A 20,242-nucleotide genomic window follows, 5' to 3' on the forward strand; every position below is an offset into this window, starting at 1 on the left:
TCATGCGAAGTCTTTCTCGCTAAAGTAGGCAAGCATTTAGTGCCAAACAAGATTCTAAAACAGATCTGTTATTAATACATAGATTAATGCAGTATATCGCCATCACGAGATCATAAAATTGATATTCATTTGTAATCTTTAATAATCTGTCAATTTTCATTCGAATAGCCGGAAACACCTCTGTTTTTATCATTTTTGCAATCTCCATTTCTCTCAAAAATCTGAATGTTGCATAGAAAAAATTTCTTTCTGACGCTCAATCTCTGCTTTCAACTGCTCTTTCGTAGGCAAATAAGTCAGATATTTTGACATAAACAATCGGTCATTATCATGAAGTACGGAATATCTGGCAATATCCTCATCAGTTTCTGAACACAATAAAATCCCAATGGTTGGATTATCTCCATGCCCTCGCTTTAAATCATCATACATGCGCACATACATATCAATTTGTCCTACATCCTGATGAGTAATTCTGCCCATTTTCAAATCGATTAAGACATAACATTTCAGTTCGATATTGTAAAAAACGAGATCTAAATAGTAGTCCGAAGTTTCCGTTACAATATGTTGCTGACGAGCCACAAACGCAAATCCTCTGCCCAATTCCATCAAAAAATCTCTAATATGTGAAAGAATGGCAGATTCCAAATCTCCCTCTAAGTAAGTATCCTCATTTTTGAATCCAAGGAATTCTGCAATCACTGGTCTTTTGATTAATTCAAATTGATTTTTTTGAAATTCCGCGGTTTTCCGTTTCATTTCTTCAATTACAGCATCTTTTTTCGGAGTTTGAAGAAGTCTATGATAATATTGCGTACTGATATTACGATCTAAGGTTCTTGAACTCCAGCTCTCGTCAACCGCCTCCTTCATATACCAATAACGTGCATTTTCATCCGTAACACGGAGAAGACTCCTAATATGCGTCCAGTTAAGATTGTGAACGCACGCGTTCACAATCTGCTCATCGGGAAAGCACTGATAAAATTTGATGTAATAATGCAAATTTCTTTTGGAATAATTTTTTCCAAACTCCTTTGTCAAATCATCTGCCAATGCAGAAATCAAACCTCTACCGTACTCTGCACGTTCACTGCCACCCAGTTCCTGCTCTACAATTCGTTTTCCGATATTCCAATAGGTAAGTAGCATTGCCTTGCTAGAGGCGCTATAGGCGGCTTCTTGTCCAGAGGAAATAATACTCTTAATTTCTGAAATAACTGATTGGTATGGCGTCAAATGATTTTCCATCATGTCTCCTCGATTCCCTATAATAATTATATTTTAACGTGCTTCCCTTGTCACATCAAAACTCTTTCAAAAATGGTGTAGTAGTGGTGTAGCAAAAGCATCTATCTGCCGTGAAACCGTTGATTTTACTGGCTTTTCCGAGATTTTTCAAGATACTGCCGTGGCACACAAAAAGCACATGGCAGGATTTGTTATTTTCTTGCATATCAAGAAATTCCTTTCTACTATTCATTACTATAGATTTTACAATAACGCCCATAATTAAACAATCATTTTCGAAGACAACAAGATGGGTTCTGGCATATGTTAAAGAATGCTATTTCAGATTTTTTGAAAATCAGATGTATGATTTAGCAAAGTCGCTGCCACCCGTCAAACGGGTGGCTCGCGCTTCGGCTATAAGCCTTTGTTACTAGGCCAGCGTCTCAAGGCGCTGGCTTTCACTTCGTTCAAACCACTTTGTGCTTTTTCCTCTGTTGCCGCCCCTTCAAGGGGCTATCTGAATACCGACTAACCCCTAAAGGGGTCTTCGTATTCTTTCACACTTAACTTATCCAGCATAATATCTGCCTTCTCCTGATCTTGTATATACTTCTTGATGGTGTCCTCGTTTAAACCTACTGTGCTTACGTAGTAACCTTCAGCCCAGAAATGTCGCTTCCCAAACTTATACTTTAAATTGGCATGACGATCAAACATCATCAATGCCGACTTTCCTTTCAAGTAGCCCATAAAGCTGGATACGCTGATTTTTGGTGGGATACTTACCAGCATATGGACATGGTCTGGCATTAAATGCCCCTCTATTATCTGGACTCCTCTATTATAGCAAGCGGAGTGATTTTTGTTGTTATGATTATAGGTACAAAAAAATAGTCACCCGCCCCCCAAAGCAAATGTGACTATTTTTATAGATACATAATATTTTGGACGCCACTCGCTTGGAGTGAACTGCCTTTTTTGTACCTTCATTATAATCCATTTCTACCACATATGTCAATTATGGATTTCCGATACTCCTCCCTCCCGTTTTCACATCTCAACCAGCAATTTTCTACGCCTCCATGCGCCGCTGTAATAGTAAATTCCGTTAACCAATACCACAGCAATTCTCGCCATATTACTTCCCAGGAAAAAGCCCCTTACCTCCATGTTTAGGAAAAAACCAAAGAAAAAGCACAAACCGATCCGGAACACTACCCCATCCAGAAGGCCGCTTAAAAATCCCAATTTTGAATTTCCCGATCCAATCGTGATGATGGAATAAGAACTTGAAAAGACAGCCAGAAGATATGTGACGGCTGCTATCTGCATAAAAGACCGGCTATACGCCAGTACTCCGGCATCGTCAGTGAACAGGCGGAAAAATGCCATCGGGAAGATAAGCGACAGCAGCGCCAATATGACGGCTACCGGCATCGTTATCATCACAGAAGAGCGCACCACATTTCTCGCCCGGTCAGGAAGCCTTGCGCCCAAGTTTTGTCCGGCAACAGCTCCTCCCGCCTGTTTAATGCTCTGTGTAACAACATTACACAGCGCAATAATCCTGTCTCCAATGCTGTAAGCTGCTGATTGAACCAGCCCAAATGAGTTGACATAACTGATCATGTACAGCTGGGTAACATTAATTAATGCGCTTTGGGCAGCAGTAGGCGCTCCCACTTTCAAGATAATTCTCATCTTATTTCTATCAATACGGAAGCTGCTTCTTTTAAAATCAAATCCGAATTGTTCCCGTTTCCGATACAGCATAACCAACGAAACAAAAAATGCCACGCTTTGTCCAATTATGGTTGCCAGAGCGGTTCCCGCTGCCCCCATATGAAAACCGATGATAAACACCAAATCCAGTATCAGGTTAACGGCGGCAGCTAACGCTATAAATTTTAAGGGATTCATAGAATCCCCCATACCGCGCAGTACGGAACAAACGGCGTTATAACCAAATACCAAAGGCAGACCTGCGCTGGTGATTATAAAATAATAGAATGAGGCGGTATAAGATTCTTTCGGAATCTTTAACCACTCCAATATATTTACGGAGAATAGAATGCATAAAATACTGACTGATACAGAAAAAACAGAAAGCATACAAAACATGGTTCCAATCGTGGAGTTTAGTTCCTCTCTTCTGTTTGCCCCAACCTGTTGGGAGATAAGCACCTGCCCTCCGGAAGCCAGCCCGGTGCTTACCACGGTGAATAAATTCAGTATCTTACCACCTTGGGCCACTGCAACCGTCCCCACGCTTCCCACATATTTGCCAATAATTATCATATCAACCGTATTGTAAATGCTATTCAGCACACTGGCCAGCAAAAATGGCGTTACAAATTTAAGGAGAATACCGGTCACATCTCCTTCAGTAAAATCAGTCCCCATTTTTTTAGTTTCCATACTGCTTCCCTTTCTCCCTCAGTTAAATGTTAAATTTCCGGTCCATAAGGCGCAAGGCGAAGAATTGGATAATCTGATTCCAGCAAGCTTTTATCCTTGGTTTCACGCAGCTTCTGCCACAAAATACTTACCATTTGTTTGAGCACCTCCCCATAAGAAGGATCATCGATACAATTCTTCAGCTCATATGGATCTTTTTCCAAATCATACAGTTCATCTTTGTCAAATCCGTTGAAAACATATTTATAGCTGCCCTTCCATATAATGCGCTGTGTCAGCATAATTCTGCCCCCGTAATATTCCGCATAGCAGCAGTCAAATTCTTTATCATATTTCCGGGGATTTTCTAAGACTATTTTACCGGATCTGGAATCCCCGGTTTCAATCAAAGGCATGCCGCATAGATCAAGCAGGGTCTGACAGACATCTGCCAAAGTCAGTTTGGCATGAGAGATTGCATTACTGCAGCAGCCGGGCGCGGAGATAATGAGCGGTATATTATAGATCAATTCCGAAGCGGAAATATTCTTGCTGTAAAGCCCTTTTGCTCCAAGAAGTTCGCCATGGTCCGCAGTGAGGATAATAATCGTATTTTCTCTTTGTCCGATTTCATCTAATTTATCGATAAGCCTGCCGAAAAGCTTGTCTATCTGTGTAATTATAGCGTAATAGCAGGCGGCAGCCTCTTTTTTTTCAAAAAGAGTTAAATTAGCCCATGCTCTTCCGGCCTTTTTATACAAATATGGCTGATTTTCCAGCGTATCAAAACAGCTGGGATGAAGTTCAATATCATTTACATTGTATCGTTCGAAATATTCTTTTGTACAGACAAAAGGATCATGAGGTTCTTGGGTACTGACCATGCAGACCCACGGAGGATCTTCACTGCGCCGGCTCTCTAAAAAACGTTCGCCGCATATTACCGGATTATACATCTTCATCCCCTGATCACCGCATGCTCGCACTCCATAAAACAGACGGTTTTTGTCATACCCTTCCGGCTCTCTAAGCGTTTTTTTCACAATAAAGCTGTCCTCAGGAGCCTTATATGGCAGATCAATACCTTCTTTGAAAAAATCCTCTGTCGTATACTGCCATCCGAACCGTTTGGGCATCTTTGATTTTTCCACATGCCATTTTCCAAAATATCCGGTTATATAACCGGAATCTTTCAAAATCTGTGCAAAATGGGGATGTTCTTCACGCAGACATCCCTGATCCTCATCTGCATTATGAGTAACCCACAAAACGCCGTGATTATGCGGCAAAAGCCCTGTCATAAGGCTTGCGCGGGCCGGAGAACAGACTGCATTTACCGTATACGCCTTATCAAAAGTCACACTTCTGCCCCGCAGTTTATCAATATTGGGTGTAAAACAGGCGCTATTATACAGAGCATATGCGGACAACTGGTCACACATTAAAAACAGCAGATTGGGTTTCCTCATTCAACACTCTCTTTTCTTCATTTCAATATATTGGACCGCCGCCTGGATATAAAATATTGTTCCTATATCCCGTATCTGGTACGGCAGCCGGTCACTTCCCCGTGGAGGCAGTACTTTTTCTACAATTACTCCCGCTAAATTTGTGTCCTCTGATGTATAAATCTGCATTTCCATGCAAAAGCTCAAAGCACGTTTCGCTGCTTCCAGCCATTTATCCTCTCTTTGTATGCAGTACAAACGCAGCATGAAAATTGCGGCACATGCCGAACCGCTTGCAGCATGTCCAAATGATTCCGTATTAAATTCTATATTTGTCCCGCGCATCATTCCGCCGTCAATTCTCAGCATTCTGCGGGTAAATTCACCGCTTATCAAAGCGTTATCAAGATAAACCGGATCGCCTGTCATCTCATATACATCCAGCAGCGGCATCCCCCACCAATAGGTTTGCCGCGGGTGTAAAATACCCTTATCTGGCTTACATGGAGAAAAATCGATCCAATTTCCCGGTGGATTCTGTTCCTTGATTAGCCGGTCCGCTGTTGCCTGAGCTATTTTTTTATATCTCATATCACCGTTTTTTTCATAAAGCCTGCAAAAAACTCCGTCATCCAGCAGCGGCCTGCCATCACAGCCTTCCTTAACCCTGCAGTGGTTTGGCACAATAGTTTCTCTTCCTACAGCAGAAAATGCATCCCAAAACAGTCCGTTGTCCTGGTAGGTATAACGGATGATAAATTCCGCAGCCCGGATAATCCGCTTCCACGCTTCCTCATCCTGATCCAATTCAGCCAACTCCATCAATCCGTCCATACATTCAAGAACCGCCGAGGTATATACCAGATCATTTCTGTTTTCATAAGCCAGAATCAATCCGTGTAAAGGATCATTTTCGTCCCATATCTGATATCGGTAGATAAAACGGCTTCCTTCACGGGCTCCATCCAGGTACTCTTCTCTTCCTGTAAGACGGTAAGCCAGAACCAGCGCCTTGACGGCCTGCCCGGTATGCCATACCGGACAGTAGAAATCCCATTGCCGGACGGATGCGGAATACTCTCCCTTTATCGCTCCCTTCCAGTTCCTGTAAATATGCTCCTTCGTGTTCTTTTCATCCGTCAAATACTCGGTTTTCATCTGAGCTTTTTCGGTAAGCCAATGACAGGCGGCATTTAATGACATTTCCATATGTTCCGGCGACAGCAGAGCCTCGTCATCTCTTGACAAATTTAATCCCATTCTCCACCCCCATATGATATCTGAGATTTACTGAAAAGCCATTCCGGCAGATATGCTTTTGTGTTTTCAAGCATGGCGTCAAACAGCCTTTTTGCCTCATCCGGCCGGATCTTCATAGCCGGATCATTAATAAATGCCTTAAAGATCAGGTCTTTGTCCTCATTCCTGTATCCCCGGATTATGGTTTCCTGATTCATCACGTGGCGAAGGACTAATATACGCACCTCTTCCGGAAGGGTTCCGGCCATCACCGGGCGGACATCCCGGCTGTCGAAACCGGCATTGGTTTCTACTACACAGCCAAGGGGCAAGTCTGCCATCTGACCCCGATTGGGAAGATTCACATTGGTTACTAACGGACTAAGACCCGCCAAAGCTTTCATCTGAGCTACGCCTTCTTCTCCCGACGGCGTCAATTCAATCTCTTCCGTCCCCTGTTCCAGCCTAAGGCTTTTTTCATATAATTTTACGGCCCGTTCTTTTCTCCACGACACGGGAGTAAGAGAAAATTTCCATTCCGCCGCCATTTCAGGACTGCCCAGATACCATTGGGGTACAAACTCAGCCAGATGCCTGTCACCGGCAGCGGCAATCAATCCGAATTTGCAGAACAGATCAAATTTTACCCTTTGCATGGATTGGAAATATTGATTGAGCCAGTGTCCCTTTTCAATTCCGGCCACCCCGTCCCGGTAATTCTCTTCAACAAATTTTCTGTAATAAGGCATTAAATCCTGATTTTTGTAAGATGCCTTGTCAATCCAGGTAAAATGGTTGATGCCCAATACATTAATTTTTATATCTTTCTGGTCCACATCCTCTGCTCCGGTCATCCTTTTATAGACATTCGCAAGTATTCTCTGCGTTCCGAAGATTTCATGACAGCATCCAAACGCTTTGATTTGCGGAAAGACCTCATATAAGAATCTGGTGCATAAAGTCATGGGATTGGTATAGTTAATCAGCCACGCATCCGGGCAGATTTTTTGTATCTTCAATGCCAGTTCCTCATAGATAGGAAAGGTTCTCAAGGCCCTGATCAGCCCTCCGGGCCCAACCGTATCGCCTACGGACTGAAAAATCCCGTATTTTTCCGGTTCATGCACATCGGATTCCATCTCATCAAATGTTCCGGGCAATATGGAGGCAATCACAAAGTCAGCCCCTTCCAATGCCCTTTCCATGGTATCCACCGCTATGTACTTCCATTTGCCTGCTGCCTCGGCTCTGTCCGAAACCCGGTTTCCTATATGTTCATTTCTCAGAGCCCGTTCATAATCAATATCATAGAGCGCCACTGTACCATGCATATCCGGCTCCAAGGCCAGGTCAGCCATCAATTTCCACGCCCAACCTCTTGATCCTCCCCCTATATAGGCTATTTTTATATCGTAAGCCATGTTTCCTTCATATCTCATATTATACTTACCTCTCCATTCAGAGTTTCCCATGCAGCAAACCTTGGCTGCTCTTCCATAAAACGGGAAATCATTTTTTTCTCCCATTCGCCCTCATACCGGCCCTCTAAAAAAGCATCTAAAACAGACTCGCCAAAATAGCTCCAGGACTTTTCTTCCCAACGGGGAATAATTGGGTAAAACAGCATCTTATTTTCTTTGGCCGCTTCCAGATCTCCCGGAGAATCTCCTATCATCAAAGCCCGTCCTTCCTGATATCCGTTTTTACCAACAACAGACAGTTGTTTCTTTTTAGATCCCCATTCCTGTCCCGCGCATAGGCTCATATAGTCTAAAAGCCCGCATTGGCCCCATTCATGTTCCAGAGCGGAAGAGGCGGCTGCCGAAACAATCATAGTATCACAGAACTGTGCCATCCGTTCCAAAGCCGGTTTGGCAAAGGGAAACGGCTGATTTCCTTCCGTTTCTGTCTTCATCCTCCGGTCCCCCTCTTCACTCCAAAAGAGCAGTTCCTCCAAAAACGTTCCCTTATGCGCTGTCATATACCCGCAAAGTTCCTGATTCGAATAAGATTTGGCAAATGTACAAAAATCTTCTAACTGGTGAAAGGGCGGCAGCCGATGCAGAAACGGCTTCATATCCTTCCTGTTCTCCATCAGCCTGAATGTCTTTAGCAGCGCAGGGAAACGGTTCATCCCCCGCAGGCAGGAATAGAGATTGACAAATTCAGCTGTTTCTGTAAACTGCTTTTCGATCTCTTTCATCCCCCATATCTCAACCGCCAGCGGTATGAATACCTTTTTATGCTTTGTTTCCATCGTATCAAATACGCAGCCGTCGGAATCTACTCCAATGAAAAACTCGTGCCGGCGCTTAAATGTCTCTAACTGTGTCATCATCCTTTCACCGCTCCAATCATAATTCCCTTTGTAAAATATTTTTGTAAAAACGGATAAACACATAAAATCGGTACAATTGTGACAATCACTGTGGCCATCTTCAGATTTTTACCCATGGTTATTGAAATTGCCGCATCATTGGCCACATTATCAATCAGGATTTCACGAAGAAGGACCTGAAGCACCTTCTTTGACTCACTTTGAATAAACATGGTGGCCTTTAAAAATTCATTCCAGTGGGCCTCCGCATAAAATAACGCAATAGTGGCCATGATCGGTTTTGACAGCGGAAGGGCGATTTTAAAAAAGTATGTAGTCTCGTTGCATCCGTCCAAAGCGGCCGATTCCCTCAAACTGTCCGGAAGCTGTTCAAAAAAGACCCGCATCAATATAATGTTTCTTGTAGTGGCCAATGTGGATATAATCAGGGACCACAGGCTGTCCATAAGCCCCAGCTGTTTCACCAGAATATACTGTGGAATGATATCTATTTTAAATGTCATCACAAATACCAGAAGATAACCAACCAGCCTGGCCCCCGGCACCTTTACAGACAGCGCATAGGCCATCATCGCCGTCACCAGCAGAGACAAAACGCTGCCGACCGCAGTCACGAATACGGAATTGAAAAAGGCATGGCTGATATCCGGATTCTGAAACACCGCTTTATATGCCTCAAATGTAATTTGGCGCGGTATCAGATGGATCACACCCGTCTGTGAAGCAATCCACTCCGGTTCCAGCGACAGGCAGAGGACATTCACGAATGGGAAAATCATTAAAATACAAATTGCTGAAAATACGCTGACATTTATAAAATCAAACACGCAGGCTTTGGGGCCGCCTATCCTTTTCTTTCCTTTATTTATCATAGAACTTCTCCTCACACTACAGAATTGCCGCTTAGTTTTTTGGATATTTTATTGGTAATCAAAACAAGACTTACCGATACCAATGATTTGAACAATCCAAGCGTTGTGGCGAAAGACATGTCTCCTTTCACGATCCCCATGTTGTATACATATGTCCCCAACGTTTCAGAAACTTCCGCAACTACAGGATTATACATAACAAACACCTGGTTAAATAATTCCAGCACCTTGCCCACCTGTAAAATAGTCACTACAGATATGGTCGGCAGGATCAGGGGGATGGTAATCCATTTCATACACTGCATCCTGCTTGCTCCATCGATTCTAGCCGCCTCGTAAAGGCTGGAATCAATCCCCGTCACCGCCGCCAGATAAATGATGCTCTGCCACCCCGCCGATTTCCAGGCATAGGTAAATACCAGAACTCCCCGGAAAAGATCGGGCCTGGCTGCGAAGAAAATAGGCTCTACTCCGAACAGCCCCAAAAACTCATTTACAAGACCGCCCTGAGGAGACAGAAGCGACAGCCATATGCCCCCGGCGATCACCCAGGATAAAAAATGCGGGAGATAAACCGAAGTTTGGACAAACCTGGCAAAACGGCGGTTTCGAAGTTCGTTAATAAACAGAGCGATCGCAACGGGAACCACCATTCCCACCAAAATATTGCAAAAACTCAGAATCAACGTGTTGCTCAAAGCCTGTCCAAAATATTTAGTCGCGAACAGACGCCTGAAATTGTCAAGTCCCACCCACTTAGCATTCTCCAGACCACCGAATACGCTGTATTTTTTAAATGCGATCTGCAGAAAATACAACGGATAGATGTTAAATACCAAAAAAAACAGAATTCCCGGCGCCATTAAAAGATAGGCAAAACGATGCCTGACGATCTGCCGGTATATTTTTTTTATGCTGCTGCTCATATTTTATTCCTTCACCTTTTTTCTATACTCATAGGGGGTCATTCCTTCCAATTGTTTAAACGCCCGTCCGAACTGATCCCCGTTCAAATATCCCGTTTTTAAAGCGATTTCATTGATATTGTAATTACTTTTTAAAAGCAGTTCCTTGGCCTTCATCATACGGAATCTTGTCAGATAATCTTTAAAGTTCTGCCCTGTCTCTTTTTTAAACAAACGGCTGATATAGCTGCTGGTTAAATCAAGGCGCTGAGACATCTCATCCAGACTGAGCGGTTTTTCATATTCGCTGTGAATGATATCAATCACCCGCTCTATATTCGGATCAATCCTCTTGGCGCATAGATGCTCTTTTTGGATTTTATCAATTATTTCGTACAGGTAATCCACAATTTCATCCAAATCTTCAAATACCTTTTCAAAATTAACAAGCGCATAGGCCAGTTCATTGGCTATATTCTGCATATTCTCCTGGGTGACATAGCCAATCAGGATCGATATCATATCCTTGTAAAAATACCCGTACTGCACCGCAAAAACCACATCATTGCGCAGATATTCCCTCAGTTCTACAATAACCTGCTTCACATTCTGGTAATTCCCGGCCATAAGGTTGTTCTTCAAAAAGGTCTGATAAGGATATTCCGGCGTATGGTAATCCTCTGTTAAGCGCTTGAGTTCACTGCTTAATATCATGGAATCAGCGCCCAGCACATAACTGTATTTTCTGGCGTTATTCACATCATGATAAGAACGGTATATATTTTCCAGTCCCTTATAATATTCTCCAATGAGGATCGTCGGCGGAAAATGATAGCTTTCTTTTATAAAGTCCTGAATGATCTCACATTTTCCTTTAATCGAACGTTCTCTGTCCCCGTTGTACTCTTTTTCATTCAAACCAATCAGTAAAAGAATCTGTTTTGACTCCTCATAAAAAGCTTCTTGGAAGCATTCATCCTTAAACAGCAGTTTTACATGAGCCAAGATATCCAGCTTCAGATCCCTCTTCTCTTCTTTGTCCATGCAGCAGGTTGCCTTTGCATATCCCTTTGCAAAAGAAATGGAGATAACCGCAAAGTAATCATCTGTCGGTATGTTATAATTTTCAGCCGTCTGACGGATTTCCGCCGGATCAGTTATATCCTGGTTAACCAGACGGATCAGGAAGTAATTTTTCAGCCTCTGCCGGTTGTCCTCCACGATCGATTTTAATACTTCATTTTCGCTGACTACGGATTTATGGATGTCCATCTTCCCAACCATGTCCTGTACCGCAGCCTGTACCGCCCTAACATCCGGTGTCTCTCCGTAAATCCGTCCCTGGCGATAGCTTTCTCCGGCCTTCTTTTCTCCAAGCAGCAGATCACGGATCATCTGGATAGGAGTATTCATCTCACGGGCCAGAAGATATGTGACGAAAACCATAGAGGAAATGATGACTGCAAATACCATAAGCAGTGTATTCGTTATATTCTTTATGGAATAATCGATTTCGGAAACAGGGATCACCGACATATAACGCCAGCCAAAGTTTTCTGAGACCACGCTGGACAGAAGCAGCTTTTCTTTGTTAAATACACAGTTATAGCTGCCAAAAGCCTGTTCCATCCATGGACGTTCATCCGCCTGTGCAATTTTATACAGGTCCTTCCGGCTGGATGTTATGAGCGTATCATCCGGGCCGAATACCAGCAGATAGCCCGTTTTTCTCAGGCACACCTGCTCGATACTGTGCAGAAATTCGGTCAGGTCCAAATCGATTATGACCGCTCCGCTGAACTGCCCGATACTTCTTTCCAAAAGACGCACCATCCGGATCTCTTTCTGTCCGCTGCCGTCGTCAGTAATAACAAAGAATTCCCGTTCTCCGGCCTCGTATCTCTTTTCCAGTTTATCCTGCTGATCCTTTGAAAGCTTATGTAAAATTCCATTTTCCTGGGACAAAAGAAGGTCATTATTCCTGCTGTAAATATAGATTTCCTTCAGATAGCTGTTTCCCTCTTTTACAACATAAATGGTATTGGTAATGCGGTTAATCGTCTCTGCGCTTTTATAAACCGACAGATCCACCTTTCTGTTGACAAACTCAATAACAGACGGATCGCTGATCAGCATATCGGAAAGGTTCTGCACATCGGTTAATGACCTGTCGATCACTTTTTTAGACTGCTCCAGCATTTCCAGATTCGTTTTACCGATTTCCTGATTCATATTCCAGACAAATATACGTCTTGATATTACGGTGAAGGCGGAAAGCGGCACCAGTATAACAGCCAGCAGCGTAATAAAAACTCTGATAAAATAACTGCCTTTCTTCTGTTTCATAAGCGCCGCACCATCCTTTTCACCGTTTTATATTTTATTCCACAACTGCATTTGCATTTAATTCATCAAGTGCCTCTCTAAGCCCCAGTTTTTCCACTGCCGCTATCAGCTCCGGATACGAGGACACCGGTTTTTCTCCAATAATGACTTTTGCCAGGAATTCTGTGGCAGCTTTGTTCACATCACTGCTGATTTCCAGTGTCTTAGGACTGGTTTCCATATAGCGCACCGGATCTTTTACGATTGTCGTCCCATCAAATGCCTTTTTATATCCGTTCATCTGTTCATCCTCTACCGGCGGTTTTAAATCGAAAACGCTGGTATAAATCAGATGTTCTTCCAAAAGCATCTGGACGTCGTCCGGATTGCTAAACACCATTTTCCCATTTTCAACCGTGTAGGTTTCGCCTTCAATTCCATAAGCACGGAGAAACATTCCCTTAGGTCCATACATGTACATTAAAAATTCCATAGCCCGTTCCGGGTATTTACAGTTTGCCGTCACATATTCCTTAACCGCCCGGTTATCCGCCACCCGGTACGCCATTCCCGTTCTGGTCTGAAAATTAGGGATTATTTGAAGCTCTGCATCAGGCTGCAGTTTCTGCAGTTTTTCCTGTCTGATCTTAGCCTGGAACGGCTCCTTAAATGCCATTCCTGTTTTTCCTGTTACAAATTTCTCTTCATCCGTAGACTTGGAATCCACAATCCATTCTTTGTCCAGCACACCTTCCTGATATGCTTTGTTCAGCCATGTCAGCGCTTCTGTCATACCTTCTTCATCCAAAATCGAAGATTTAAATTTCTTTTCATTTTCATCGTAATATAATCCCATTTCCAGCGTTGGTCTGGCGTCCACAAAAAGCTGCCAGATGGGGTTTGTCGTTGTAAAAGCTCCGATCATGGTGAATCCGGTTGTATCATCCTTGCCGTTTCCGTCTGGATCTTCATATGTGAATTTGTAGAGCATATCATATAATTCATCCGCATTTGAAGGCGGAGTCTCATATCCGACTTTTTTAGCCCAATCGGCGCGGTACATCATGGTCACAGGCACTTTATTAACCGTTGGTATCGTATAAATTTTCCCGTTATACTTACAGCTGTCAAAATACTCGGCCGGAAGTGCACCGTAATTGGGGTCCTTTGCAATCGCCTCGTCCATTGGAAGAATTGCATTGTTTTCCACCGCTTCGGATAAACGCTCTGACGTGCTGATAAAAACGATATCCGCAATATTTCCGCCGGCAAATCCCAAATTCACCTTTTCATCATATACATTCTTATCGATATCCTCCCAAACAAGATCAATCTGAAGATCTTCAAGGGCCTTTTTCTTAATCGCTTCAATCGCCGTTTCGGAAACGCCGGATTTGCCCATATAGCGGATCGTTACCACTTCTCTCTGGCCTTCGGTTTCCGCCTGTTCTGCGCTGCTTTCTTTCACCGTTTCCTGACCGCTCTCCTGTTTTTCACTCTGCTTTTCACTCTCTTTTTGATTCCCCTGACCACAACCTGATAAACCGCTTACTGTAAGTACAACAGCCAATGCAGCAGCCGTTATTTTTTTCAAATATCTCTTTTTCATATTGTATCTTCTCCTTTTAATTTTGTGCGGGCCCTCACATTTGCTTTCATTTTACTAATACATTCTTATCTGTACAATCTGTATTAGTTGTTTTTAGCCGTTATTTTTTTACTTTTATGGTATTTTTTGTTAATATTTACCATATTTTCTAACTGTTTCCAGCGCTTTTAAGTAATTTCCGGTTTTCGCTCCATACTGCACAGAGTTTGTTGAGCCAAATATAAATCCCCCTCCCGGCATCAATGTTTCCAAGTTTCTTCTGACTTCCTGCTCTGTCTCTCTCAGCGTACCCTGCACCAGCGTTTCACACTGTACGCCGGTCCAAAGCGTAAGCCGGTCCCCATAGAGTTCTTTTACTCTGCGGTTATCCATACCTGCGGATTCCTGAATGGACTGGTAGCCGGCATATCCGGATTCTATGTAATCGTCAAGAATGTCCCATATCTTTCCGCAGCAATGAAAGAACGGAATCATATCATTTTCCTTCATAGTGTTATTTACCCTTTTCATCAAGGGAAAGAAAATCTCTCTTAATGTAACCGGCGAAACAATGCATCCGCTGTTCATCCCAAAATCATGTCCCTGCATACCGATCAGCACGTTGCTTTTTGCACAGCGTTCGATTATTTTTTTGTTATAATAAGCTGCTGCGTCTAAAAGCTTCATTATCTCTTCTTTCTCTGATGCCAGAATCATCATCTGGTGGGTATAGTCCCCTTGAAATGGTTCCATGAGACATTTATATATATCAATACTCCTGCATAAGACGGCTCTTTCGCCGCCATATTTTTGTCCGAAGTAATCGATCAGTTCAAATTGTGAGTCTTCCAAATGATCCGCCCGCTCATAAAGCCTTTCAATATCCTCTTCCGATATTTCCTCTCTTCCCTCTTCCCAATGCACGCATTGGATGGAATCGTTGCTGGCCGCATAGCGGTAAACTCTCCCATGCCGGTCCTTCCATAATCCATCATCCGACGGCACAGGCCGGTCTTTGGGGCGGTACCCTTTGGGCGGAACCAGCTCCACTGTCACTAAATCATAATCTAATTTTTCTATCAATTCCGAATAATCGTCTTTTATGCTTTCCACCACCTCATCCCTGCGCCCATCCCAATAGGCTAACGTTGTGGCTTTTCTGTTTCTGAAATACGTTTCCCTTCCGATGATCTCCCTCACATGATCATGGTCAATTCCCCACTCCCCTATGGGAACCTGGTCCGGTTCTCTGTGCATAATCGTTTCTATTACCCGTTCTTTAGAATTCATAACCATTCCTCCAAAAATTCCCCGGCCGTTCTGACAATTCAAAGGTTATTACGCCTCCGCCCGCTATTTCATCATGTTCTACCCAGGGCCGTGATAAATCCTGTCCGTTTATCCATGCCCCTGCAATGTATTTTTTACCTTCTGCCTTATTTTTCACTTCTATTCTGAGTTCTTTACCGCTGTTTCCCAGCCGGATTACCGTCAGATCAAAAACCGGCGCGCACAGCAGATACCTGGTCTGTCCCATCAGCGGATAGAGCCCCATGGCAGCGCACATATAGAATGCGCTTTGACATCCCATATCCTCATTATCCGAAAGCCCTTTCCGGCCGGGCGAAAAATACTTCTCCATGCATTCCCTTACTCTCTCACAAGCCTTATCCGGCCTTCCCGCAAACAGATACAGCCACGGAACATGCAGCATTATCTCCTTGGAACGATAATGGCCTTCATCAAAAAAGCGGTCAAGATGTTCTGTAAACGCCTCATTTCCCCCATGCCGCCGCACCAGTTCAGGAAAATCCTGCCAGGCATGAAATGACCAGCAAAGGCTGTATGCCTCATAAAAATAGGGGTCAAAAGAGTGATGGGAATGGTAATACCGTTTCGGATCAAACGGCTCCACCCAGCTTCCGTCCTGATTTTTAGGAGCAAAACATTTTAAATCATCTCTCCATAAATTCCAGATTTTTTCAGATTCCTTCTCATATTTTTCCCAAATCTCATCATGTCCCAAAGCCTGAGCCAGTTTGCCAATACACCAGTCCTGATAGGTGTACTCTAAATGTTTGGACACACAGTTTCGCGGCACATCGGTAGAAAGATAACCCAATTGGTCATAGTCCTCCGTAAATCTCCCGTACAGCCATGTATCGGGAGACTTTTCCTCATGATTTTTTCTCATAAACCGGAGGGCTTTCTCATAGTCGATCCCTTCAATCCCTTTTCTTTTCGCTTCCGAAAACAGTACGTCCGCCGAACTTCCTCCCTGTATCATTGCGCTGTGTCCGGCAATCCAGGCATCCGGCAGCCATCCGGTTTTATCCGCGATATCCAAAAGGCAGTTCAGCATATCCCGCTCCAGCTCCGGATCAAACAGGGTTATGAGAGAATTGGCATTTCTCACACTATCCCATAAACAGTAATAGTCATTAAAATGCCTCACTCCGCTTTTCCATCCCGGAAATTCCTGATCTGTCCCCAGATCCGACGGTCCTGCCAGCAGTCTGGCAAACAGCGAATAGAATAATTCCTTTTGTTCCTCACTTCCTCCGTCTACATGGATTCTTTGCAATGACTTTTCCCAAACATTAAGCGCTTCCTCGTGAATATCGTCAAACGGCCGGGACGCTTCCTCTGTTATATAATTCCTGGCATTCGCTATGCTGACAAATGAGATTCCCACGGAAAAGCAGATATCATTCCGCTCAAATAAAACGGTGGCGAAACAGTTTTCACCATATACGGATCTCATCGGATAAATACCACGGTTATTCCCCAGCATGCATTTCTCCATAGGAGCATCAAATTTAACGGCAAAATATACGGAATATGGAAATTGATGCCCCCATCCTCCCACAAAATCCCCTCTGCCTATGATCTCCGTATCCGAAAAATGTTCTACAAAACCGCCGACGCTTGCGCCCGTACCGTCAATTCCGATATGTCCCCTGCCCGGCATTGATTCACCAGGCAGTTTTCCGGCAGTCTGGATCACGGAACCTGCGTCAATCATTATATTGCTGCTCCCGGTTTGGGGAAATAAATAGCGATGGCATCCAACATGATGCGTGGCAGTCAGTTCAATCTCTATGTTGTTTCTCGTCACCGCATGATAGTATCCTGCATGCGCCTCTTCCAACTCCAATTCCATATACGGCGCATGCGCTGTGGGTTCACCTATATATGGTGTAATTCCCACATTGCCATATCGCCCTCCTCCCCCGCTGCCTCCTATGTGAGTATGGCTGAAGCATTTCACCGGACGGCCTGTTGTATATCCCCCCGTACTTTGGGGATATATCATATCCGCCCCCATTCGTACAACGCCGTAAGGCAGGTAGGGGCCGCTGAAAAAATTGCCTTTGCGGTCTACTCCCATAAAAGGATCGGCAAAGGCTGCATGTTCATATTCCTTATAGTCTTTCATCCGCTTTTCTCCTTGAAATTATTAAACTGCTTAATGGACCGACCTCCTGAATGCCTCCGCATTCTCTTTCTCCCTCGTCGGCCAACTCCTCCCACACTCCGTTTAAGTTTAATTCCACCTTGATATTCCGGCTGAAATTAGTTACAAAAACGATTTCTTCCCGATCGTTTACTAAGGTCCGAATGGAGAGGTTATCACTGATTTTGCTGATTTCTACCACCGGCATTACGCCTGCTTTCCTGATAAGTTCCTGATACAGGCGGATATATGTTTTTCTTTTTTCACTGGCTTCCATTTCTTTTTGCCGGTCCGGTATTTTATCATACTTTCCTGCTCCCATAGAGAAAAACAGCCCTGGAACGGTTCCAATCAGATATGCCCTCCCCTTCCCAAAATCATGGGATACTCCGCACACACTGCCTTCCTGATCCTTCATCAGCGCTTCGCCGCCTTCTAACCGGTATGTCTGCTTCAAATAAGTTCCATAACCGCATAATTCATCTTTCCCGGCCTTTATCGTAACAGGAAAATCCGCCGGAGTATTGAAGTAGATATCTTCCCTGGCCCCAAATACCTGGTCTAACCCGGCTCCCGGCTGTCTCTCATACAGCCACCCAAGTTCATCCACATAACCGGGCCTGCCTTCACAGATCAGGGTTCCGCCGTTTTTTACAAATTCCTTGAGCCGGATTCCCACCTCACGCGAAATCAGATAAGCCATTGGAATTACAATGACCCGGTAGGCGTTAAGATTCTGGCCTTTCATCATCTCCTCATCCATTACATCAGCCATATAACCGGCACTCGATATTATGGCCTTGGTTCCATGTACGGCTAAAATGCTTTCGTCTCCGTAACCCGCCTCTTTTCCAAGCCATATGTTTTCCGTCGGATAGTATAGCAAAATCTGCGCCTTGCCCGGCGAAGCGCTTAGAATACGGTTCTCATACCGGTTCATCAGCCGCTCTACCTTTTTTGGAATTTCTGAATAGGCCAGTTCGCTCTCATCTATGCGGAAAAAGGTCTGGGAACCTGTAAATTTATGCGGCTGTTCGTATTTTGGAGCCTTGTGCCGGAAATAAAAAATAGCTTTCGATCCCGCGCTTATTAAATCCAGGACACACAGCTCCATCATTTTACAATCAACCGGTATACGGCAGTATGTGCCGTACTGCCCCGCAGGCGTCTCTCCAATCCATAAATCTTTTTTCTGGATTCCTGCAATCGTCCTGGAATAGTCCAGGATCAGGCCCTGATAATATCCGGGCTCCTGATATGTAGACGAATAGATATCAATCACAACAAGATCACAGGGCTCTGCAATCCGGTAATGGGAGCCCATCATATTCGGAGTTCCATAGCTGTTATGAAATACCGGTTTATCGGAATATTGTTTAATAATTTGTACCGAACGCTTTACCAACTCCTCAATCGACCAGTTCTGATATGCCCTGCTCATGAGATAGTGTGGGGTAATTCCCTTTGTAGGGGCGCCCTCCCGGGAATTGTAAGGATATATTTCTTCAAAAGAATGATAGCAGACACCCCACTCCGCATTTAACTTCCCGAGATTCTCACCGTAGCGTTCCCGCAGCCATTTTCTGAAACGTTTTCTGGTCGAATCGCAGTCACAGACCGGAACATTATATCGTATCTCATTCCCTATCTGAAAACTGCAGACCACCGGATTTCCGGCATAATGTGTCACAATTTCAGCGATAAATGCTTCCATATACGTTCTGTATTCCATATGGTCAAAACAAGCGCTCTGTACACGTCTTTTACTGGTGCTGCCTTCGGTATCCCTCATTTTCAGATCAGGATATTTGTAATACAGCCAGAATGGCGTATCATTAATTCCAATTCCCATGCACACCTTCATGCCGCTCTCTCCGGCCAGCCTGACAAATTCATCCAGTTCTTCAAAATCATACTGACCTTCCTCAGGTTCAATGACAGACCACCCCGGCCAGATTTCCGCCGTGCGCACGTAATTGATCCCTAACCCCTGCATTAACCGAAAATTGCGGCTGAACTCTTCTTTGGGATACGCGTAATGGTAGTAGGTATTGCCTTGAATAAATTGTCTCATAATCTCCCCCGTCTCCTGATATTATTTTCTTGCTCTTTTATTGTATCCGGGCCGGTATTCTGCCATCAACCTGCAGAATTTTATAATTTACGTTAATATTTGACATATTGACAGACGGCTTGGCTAAACGGCTTCGCCGGAGATCCTTTGGACAATTCCAGAATGAACCATATGGCAAGAAGGACCGGATTCTGCCAGAAAGCGGACTCCAGTCCTTCTTTATTAATCGCTATACCATCTTTTTTTAATAATAATGTGATTTTAATCACTAAAATATTAATAATTATGTGATTAAGAAACGCTAAATCTTCAATAAAAGAGTGAAGCGATGTGTTGAATATTCCCCTATTCATGGCAGATCAA

The 20,242-nt window shown here is 43.9% G+C and carries 13 protein-coding genes and 1 pseudogene; all 14 read right to left on the reverse strand.

Annotated elements, in window-relative coordinates; all coding sequences use genetic code 11:
- Positions 1–213 precede the first annotated feature (213 nt).
- The 14 genes and pseudogenes from C0033_RS15940 to C0033_RS16005 all read right to left on the reverse strand — a co-directional run bounded on the left by C0033_RS15940 (position 214) and on the right by C0033_RS16005 (position 19,879).
- Positions 214–1,254: a PDDEXK nuclease domain-containing protein gene (locus tag C0033_RS15940; protein WP_180994768.1), complete on the reverse strand. Its 1,041-nt coding sequence runs from the start codon at positions 1,252–1,254 to the stop codon at positions 214–216.
- 510 nt (positions 1,255–1,764) lie between these two features.
- Positions 1,765–2,082, reverse strand: a pseudogene (tnpA, locus tag C0033_RS15945) (IS200/IS605 family transposase); the annotation flags it as partial.
- Between the two features lie 204 nt (positions 2,083–2,286).
- Entirely contained in the window at positions 2,287–3,654 is a 1,368-nt protein-coding gene (locus C0033_RS15950; RefSeq protein WP_103228885.1) for an MATE family efflux transporter, read from the reverse strand.
- A 29-nt stretch (positions 3,655–3,683) separates the two neighbouring features.
- On the reverse strand, positions 3,684–5,102 hold the full coding sequence (locus tag C0033_RS15955) for a sulfatase-like hydrolase/transferase (protein ID WP_103228886.1): 1,419 nt from the start codon (positions 5,100–5,102) through the stop codon (positions 3,684–3,686).
- On the reverse strand, positions 5,103–6,341 hold the full coding sequence (locus C0033_RS15960) for a hypothetical protein (RefSeq protein WP_103228887.1): 1,239 nt from the start codon (positions 6,339–6,341) through the stop codon (positions 5,103–5,105).
- Positions 6,332–7,759 (reverse strand): alpha-glucosidase/alpha-galactosidase, encoded by a 1,428-nt coding sequence (locus tag C0033_RS15965; RefSeq protein ID WP_103228888.1) that lies wholly within the window; start codon positions 7,757–7,759, stop codon positions 6,332–6,334. The genes C0033_RS15960 and C0033_RS15965 overlap by 10 nt, the downstream gene beginning before the upstream one ends.
- On the reverse strand, positions 7,756–8,658 hold the full coding sequence (locus tag C0033_RS15970; RefSeq protein WP_103228889.1) for an HAD hydrolase-like protein: 903 nt from the start codon (positions 8,656–8,658) through the stop codon (positions 7,756–7,758). Before C0033_RS15970 ends, C0033_RS15965 begins: the two co-directional genes overlap by 4 nt.
- On the reverse strand, positions 8,655–9,530 hold the full coding sequence (locus C0033_RS15975) for a carbohydrate ABC transporter permease (protein WP_103228890.1): 876 nt from the start codon (positions 9,528–9,530) through the stop codon (positions 8,655–8,657). Before C0033_RS15975 ends, C0033_RS15970 begins: the two co-directional genes overlap by 4 nt.
- Before the next feature lie 11 nt (positions 9,531–9,541).
- A complete protein-coding gene (locus tag C0033_RS15980; protein WP_103228891.1) occupies positions 9,542–10,456 on the reverse strand; it encodes an ABC transporter permease subunit in 915 nt (304 codons plus the stop codon).
- A gap of 3 nt (positions 10,457–10,459) precedes the next feature.
- The gene (locus tag C0033_RS15985; protein ID WP_103228892.1) at positions 10,460–12,781 is read right to left on the reverse strand and encodes a helix-turn-helix domain-containing protein; all 2,322 of its coding nucleotides are present in this window, start codon (positions 12,779–12,781) and stop codon (positions 10,460–10,462) included.
- 34 nt (positions 12,782–12,815) lie between these two features.
- Entirely contained in the window at positions 12,816–14,369 is a 1,554-nt protein-coding gene (locus C0033_RS15990; RefSeq protein ID WP_103228893.1) for an extracellular solute-binding protein, read from the reverse strand.
- Positions 14,370–14,498: 129 nt separating this feature from the next.
- Positions 14,499–15,638, reverse strand: coding sequence for a uroporphyrinogen decarboxylase family protein (locus C0033_RS15995; RefSeq protein WP_180994769.1), 1,140 nt, complete (start codon positions 15,636–15,638; stop codon positions 14,499–14,501).
- Complete coding sequence (locus C0033_RS16000) at positions 15,628–17,787, reverse strand: GH92 family glycosyl hydrolase (RefSeq protein WP_103228895.1); 2,160 nt, start codon at positions 17,785–17,787, stop codon at positions 15,628–15,630. The genes C0033_RS15995 and C0033_RS16000 overlap by 11 nt, the downstream gene beginning before the upstream one ends.
- Positions 17,774–19,879, reverse strand: a complete 2,106-nt coding sequence (locus C0033_RS16005) for a beta-galactosidase (RefSeq protein ID WP_103228896.1) — start codon at positions 19,877–19,879, stop codon at positions 17,774–17,776. Before C0033_RS16005 ends, C0033_RS16000 begins: the two co-directional genes overlap by 14 nt.
- Between the last annotated feature and the right edge of the window lie 363 nt (positions 19,880–20,242).

Origin of the sequence: Clostridium sp. chh4-2 (genome assembly GCF_002899675.1) — a bacterium.
Lineage (GTDB): Bacteria > Bacillota > Clostridia > Lachnospirales > Lachnospiraceae > CHH4-2.

Excerpts from the sequence above, each read along its gene's own strand:
- C0033_RS16000 (WP_103228895.1), bottom strand. The coding sequence starts at position 17,787 with ATGAAAGACTATAAGGAATATGAACATGCAGCCTTTGCCGATCCTTTT.
- C0033_RS16005 (WP_103228896.1), bottom strand. The coding sequence starts at position 19,879 with ATGAGACAATTTATTCAAGGCAATACCTACTACCATTACGCGTATCCC.
- C0033_RS15965 (WP_103228888.1), bottom strand. The coding sequence starts at position 7,759 with ATGAGATATGAAGGAAACATGGCTTACGATATAAAAATAGCCTATATA.
- C0033_RS15950 (WP_103228885.1), bottom strand. The coding sequence starts at position 3,654 with ATGGAAACTAAAAAAATGGGGACTGATTTTACTGAAGGAGATGTGACC.
- C0033_RS15990 (WP_103228893.1), bottom strand. The coding sequence starts at position 14,369 with ATGAAAAAGAGATATTTGAAAAAAATAACGGCTGCTGCATTGGCTGTT.
- C0033_RS15940 (WP_180994768.1), bottom strand. The coding sequence starts at position 1,254 with ATGGAAAATCATTTGACGCCATACCAATCAGTTATTTCAGAAATTAAG.
- C0033_RS15960 (WP_103228887.1), bottom strand. The coding sequence starts at position 6,341 with ATGGGATTAAATTTGTCAAGAGATGACGAGGCTCTGCTGTCGCCGGAA.
- C0033_RS15955 (WP_103228886.1), bottom strand. The coding sequence starts at position 5,102 with ATGAGGAAACCCAATCTGCTGTTTTTAATGTGTGACCAGTTGTCCGCA.
- C0033_RS15985 (WP_103228892.1), bottom strand. The coding sequence starts at position 12,781 with ATGAAACAGAAGAAAGGCAGTTATTTTATCAGAGTTTTTATTACGCTG.
- C0033_RS15995 (WP_180994769.1), bottom strand. The coding sequence starts at position 15,638 with ATGAATTCTAAAGAACGGGTAATAGAAACGATTATGCACAGAGAACCG.
- C0033_RS15970 (WP_103228889.1), bottom strand. The coding sequence starts at position 8,658 with ATGATGACACAGTTAGAGACATTTAAGCGCCGGCACGAGTTTTTCATT.
- C0033_RS15980 (WP_103228891.1), bottom strand. The coding sequence starts at position 10,456 with ATGAGCAGCAGCATAAAAAAAATATACCGGCAGATCGTCAGGCATCGT.
- C0033_RS15975 (WP_103228890.1), bottom strand. The coding sequence starts at position 9,530 with ATGATAAATAAAGGAAAGAAAAGGATAGGCGGCCCCAAAGCCTGCGTG.